Below are 4,760 nucleotides of genomic sequence, written 5' to 3'. Positions count from 1 at the left end.
CGGCCGGACCTACCGCCATCGCGAAAATCTCTCAAAACCACGAACTCCAGGCCGAAAACCGCACAAGGCCATGAGTCAGAAAAATTGCTGAAATGTCTTAACTTGGGTGGATTGGGTCGCATGCTCCCTGCTCAGTGGCGGCGTTGAGGTGGAATCCTGCGCGCGGCCACCTATGCTCCAACTAGTAAATGCAATGTTTATGTGGAGAATTCCAGTATGGCAATGCGTCATAAAGAGAAACACAAGATAGACAACATCGGTTGGCTGCGCGCCGCGGTACTCGGAGCTAATGACGGTATTGTTTCAACTTCAAGTCTGATTCTTGGCGTAGCCGCCTCCCACGCAACTCACAGCAGTATTCTTGTAACAGGTGTCTCCGCGCTCGTTGCGGGTGCTATGTCGATGGCGACAGGGGAGTACGTTTCCGTGCAGTCCCAGGCCGACACTGAAGCGGCGGCGCTGGAAACGGAGCGCGTAGAGCTTCAAAGAAACCCCAAGAGCGAACATCATGAGCTGACTGGCATTTATGTTGGCCGGGGCCTTGATGTGCCACTGGCAAAAGAGGTTGCTACCCAACTAATGATCCATGATGCCCTGGGTGCTCATGCCCGCGACGAACTTGGGATCACGGATGCAATGAGTGCGAAGCCGCTGCAGGCTGCGCTGGCATCTGCTCTAAGTTTCGGCATCGGTGCTGCATTACCATTGCTCGTTGTTGTGGTGGTTCCGCAAGACCGGCTAATTCCGGTCATCGTCGCCGCGTCGTTGGTCTTTCTTGCAATTCTAGGCGGCTTGGCGGCCAAGGCCGGCGGTGCAAACATCAAAAAAGGTGTTTTACGTGTGACTTTCTGGAGTGCACTTTCGATGGCGGTGGCAGCGGGCGTCGGGGCCATGTTTGGGGCGGCGACTTGACGCCGAGCGCTATGCGCTGCAGGACTGGCTGCTGAAGGGCCACCTTGCCTATTTCATCATTGATACTGTCCACTCGCTCGACCTGTCCCGTGGACTGAGCAAGGGCCAGGCCGAGTGGGAACTCGTCTGCAAGGCGTTAAACTTGCAAAGAAGGGGGGAAATGCTGTATGCGTAAGCACATCAAAGCAATAAAAGAACCCGATTTCGCTCCGGATGATCCGATTCCTTTTGACTTTCGCGCGAAACAGTAGAGTCGCTGTCAGACCCGGTTAAAATGCATGGACATCAGCGGTTCAAATTCTGTCTGCCGTGTACACTTCTAGCCAATTATGCCTACCAAAAACCGCTCAAGCCACATTGCAAGTTTTCTGGCAGTTTTCCTTGTGCTCACGGTGTTGGTTGCGCTCGGTTCGTCGATCTGGTTTTCACGCGCGCGATCGATCGAGGAATGGCGCGCGCACCTTGACAACCTGTCACTGCTGTTGGCCGAGCAGACGTCGCAGGAGATCAGTTCGGCCTTCTTGGTGCTTGAAAGCATCGCCGAAAGCGTGCGTGCGAACGATGTTGTGAACGCTTCCGAACTGCGTGAGAAAATGGGTTCGTTGGCCCACTTTAACAGCATGCGCGACAAGACGCGCGGCCTGCCGCAGGTCGACGTGGTCACCATCGTGGCCGCTAACGGCGACGTCATCAACTTCACCCGCTCCCACCCGGCGCCGGCGATCAATCTGGCCGATCGCGATTATTTCCAGGCCCATCTCAAGCAGCCGAAACTTGGCGTGTACATCAGCAGGCCGGTGCGCAACAAGGGCAATGGCCAGTGGACGTTTTACCTCAGCCAGCGCCTGAACGGCCCGAAAGGCGAATTCATCGGCCTGGCGCTGGTCGGCTTTTCGAGCACCTTCCTGAGCAATTTCTACAGCAAGATCAATCTGGGCAGCGGTGCCACGGTCAGCCTGTACCGGCGCGACTTCATCCTGCTGGCACGCTGGCCGCACACCGACTTATTGATGGGCAAGCCTAACATGAGCGGGTCGTCGTACCAGGTAATCGAGCAGATGAAGAAGTCGCACGACGTGGTGCAGACCGCCTCGCCGCGGTTTACGGCCGATGGCAACAAAGTCGGGCGGCTGGGTGCGGTGCGCCTGATCGACAATTATCCGCTGATCATCAACGTCACTGTCACCGACGAACAGTACTTGGCCCAGTGGCGCCATTTCGCCATTGTCCTGTCGGTGGTCGGCGGCTTCGCCGCGTTTGCGATGGCGGCCGCGTTCATCATGCTGATCCGTTTGCTCACGCGGCGCGAGCGCAGCATGGAAGAGACGCGGGTGCTAAAAACGGTGGCCGAAGCGGCAAATCGCGCCAAGTCGGAATTTCTGGCCATGATGAGCCACGAGATCCGCACCCCGCTGACGGCCATCATCGGCTTCGCCGAAATGATGGTTAAGCCGCAGACGGCGGGCGCGAGCAGCAACGCCGGCGCGGTAATCCTGCGCAACGGGCAGCACCTGCTGCACATTATCAACGACATCCTCGACATTTCCAAAATCGAGGCAGGGCGCCTTCATATCGAGCACCTCGCGTTCTCGCCGCTCGAACTGGTGCAGGGGGTGCACGCGATGATGGGAGCGCAGGCGGCCAGCAAGGGTATCGGCTTCGGCATCAAGGTCGAATACCCATTCCCGGCGCTGGTGACGGGCGATCCGACGCGCTGGAAGCAAATCTTGTTCAATTTGTGCAGTAACGCTATCAAATTTACTGAGCTCGGCCAGGTCGAGCTGACGCTATGGTATGACCCGCTGTCCGGCAAGCTTACCTGCAATGTCGTCGATTCCGGCATCGGCATCTCCGATGCCCACCGTGAGCAGCTGTTTCAGCCGTTTTCTCAGGCCGACAGCACGGTGGCGCGCAAGTACGGTGGCACCGGCTTGGGTCTGCACTTGGTTAGCCAGCTGGCCGCCAAGATGGGCGGCAGCGTGGTCGTCTCCAGCGAACTCGGGCAGGGCTCGGTGTTTGAAGTGGCCATTGACGCCCAGCTCGCCACGGCCAGTACGTGGCTCAACGAGGCGCCGCCTCTGCTCGACACTGCGCGCCAAGCCGATGCGTCGGATCTGCGCTTGCACGGCCATGTGCTGGTGGCCGAAGACGGACCCGACAACCGTGTGCTGATCGGAGCGTATCTGGACGGCATTGGCGTCAGCTACGAGGTGGCCGAAAACGGTGCCCAGGCGATCGAACTGGCGCTCGTCGGCGGTTTCGACCTGATCTTGATGGACATGCAGATGCCGGTGATGGACGGCATCCAGGCTACCGAGGTGCTGCGCGTGGCCGGGTTCGGCCGACCGATCGTCGCCCTGACCGCGAACGTGATGGCGGACGACGTCGAGCGCTACCGCGCGGCCGGCTGCAGCGAGTGTCTAGGCAAGCCGATCGACTTTGGCGCGCTGAGTCAACTGCTGGCGCGCTTGCTCGGACAGGATGTCCCATCCAAGGCGGCCGCCACTCAGTTCGAGCAGATCGACGGATACGTTGCCATACGCGCTACGTTTGAGGCGAGGCTGGCGCCGCAGCTGGCGCAGCTGGCGCGGGATGTTGGCACGCACGCCTGGAGCGAGGTCGCCGACTCGGCACACCAGTTGAAGGGATCCGCTGGCTCGTTCGGCTACCCCGGTTTGACACTGTGCGCCGGCGAGCTCGAGCGGGCGGCGCGGCGCGGCGACGCGCACGAGGCGGGTGCTGCGCTGGCGCAACTGCTCGGGCTTGACGAACTGAATACACTGAACGAAAGGGGCTCCCCCGATGTCCAGCAATAAGTGTAGCGGCTCGCATTTCAAACCGACCGTGCTTGCAACGCTGCGTGAATGCGCGCTTTACTTCCACAATCGATCGTGCGGTCCAGTTATAGAACGTTGTCTCCCATGCCATCGCGTGAGCATTTTTTGCTGTCGAGAACCTGGCGTCGGCTGAATTGATGCATCGTTTCGGCAGCGCGCCGGCTATCAAAAAATCTCACAATACGGCAGGGTGCTTGATCCAATACCTTCTGGTATCGCCGACGCCCCATTTTGCGGCATCTTCACGTCCGAGTATCTTGTCTTTGACGGCCGGCTCAGCAAGATTGACTAGTTCCGGCGCCAGTAAGGTTTTGGAATTCGTGCAGAAAAATACACACACAATCGGGGCGATCAGGGACTTTCCCAAGCCTTGGTCGGCGATCACCGCAAGGCGGCCAGACTGCATCTTGACTACGGTACCTACCGGGTAAATCCCCATGCATTTGATGAAAGCGCCTAAGATGTCTGGGTCGAAATGCCCATTACACCATTCCATCATTTTGCTCAAGGAAGCAGCTGGACACCAGCCGGACTTGTATGGGCGATCGGAAGTAATCGCATCGTAGACATCGCAAATGGCGCCCATGCGCGCGGCCACGCTGATCGCGTCGCCGGCCAGGCCCGCCGGGTAGCCGGTTCCGTTCATCTTTTCGTGATGGTGCAGGCAGACGTCAAGTACTACCTCGCTCACGCCGTTGCCCGCTAATAACAGCCGGTGCCCTGCTTCCGGATGATCCTTGATGGCCGTGAATTCGTCTTGGGTCAGGTCACCCGGTTTGTTCAGGATGTCTTGCGGAACCAGCATCTTGCCGATATCGTGCATGAGTCCGGCCAGCCCGAGCTCGCGGACCTGCGCGTCGGGCATCTTCAACTGACGAGCCAGCGCAATCATCAGCGCGCATACCGCCACCGAATGCATATAGGTATATTCGTCGGCATGTTTGAGCCGAACCAAGCCGACTAAGGCATCCGGGTTGCGCATGACCGACATGGCGATTTCGTCAACGAGGG

The 4,760-nt window shown here is 58.9% G+C and carries 4 protein-coding genes; 3 read left to right on the top strand and 1 reads right to left on the bottom strand.

Annotated features, from left to right (window positions below; translation table 11 throughout):
* The first annotated feature begins 216 nt into the window (after positions 1-216).
* From ACQ4W6_RS25540 to ACQ4W6_RS25530, 3 genes are all read left to right on the top strand, one after another.
* A complete protein-coding gene (locus ACQ4W6_RS25540) occupies positions 217-912 on the top strand; it encodes a VIT1/CCC1 transporter family protein (RefSeq protein WP_436569961.1) in 696 nt (231 codons plus the stop codon).
* Positions 896-1,087, top strand: a complete 192-nt coding sequence (locus ACQ4W6_RS25535; protein WP_436569962.1) for a hypothetical protein — start codon at positions 896-898, stop codon at positions 1,085-1,087. Before ACQ4W6_RS25540 ends, ACQ4W6_RS25535 begins: the two co-directional genes overlap by 17 nt.
* A gap of 154 nt (positions 1,088-1,241) precedes the next feature.
* Positions 1,242-3,728: a hybrid sensor histidine kinase/response regulator gene (locus ACQ4W6_RS25530; protein WP_436569960.1), complete on the top strand. Its 2,487-nt coding sequence runs from the start codon at positions 1,242-1,244 to the stop codon at positions 3,726-3,728.
* Between the two features lie 196 nt (positions 3,729-3,924).
* Here the strand turns inward: ACQ4W6_RS25530 and ACQ4W6_RS25525 are convergent.
* The coding region (locus ACQ4W6_RS25525; protein ID WP_436569959.1) for an HD-GYP domain-containing protein at positions 3,925-4,760 on the bottom strand (836 nt) is incomplete at its 5' end.

The organism is Janthinobacterium woesei (assembly GCF_051380875.1).
In the GTDB taxonomy this organism is placed as follows: domain Bacteria; phylum Pseudomonadota; class Gammaproteobacteria; order Burkholderiales; family Burkholderiaceae_D; genus Janthinobacterium.
This window is presented reverse-complemented; position numbering and strand designations above follow the sequence as displayed.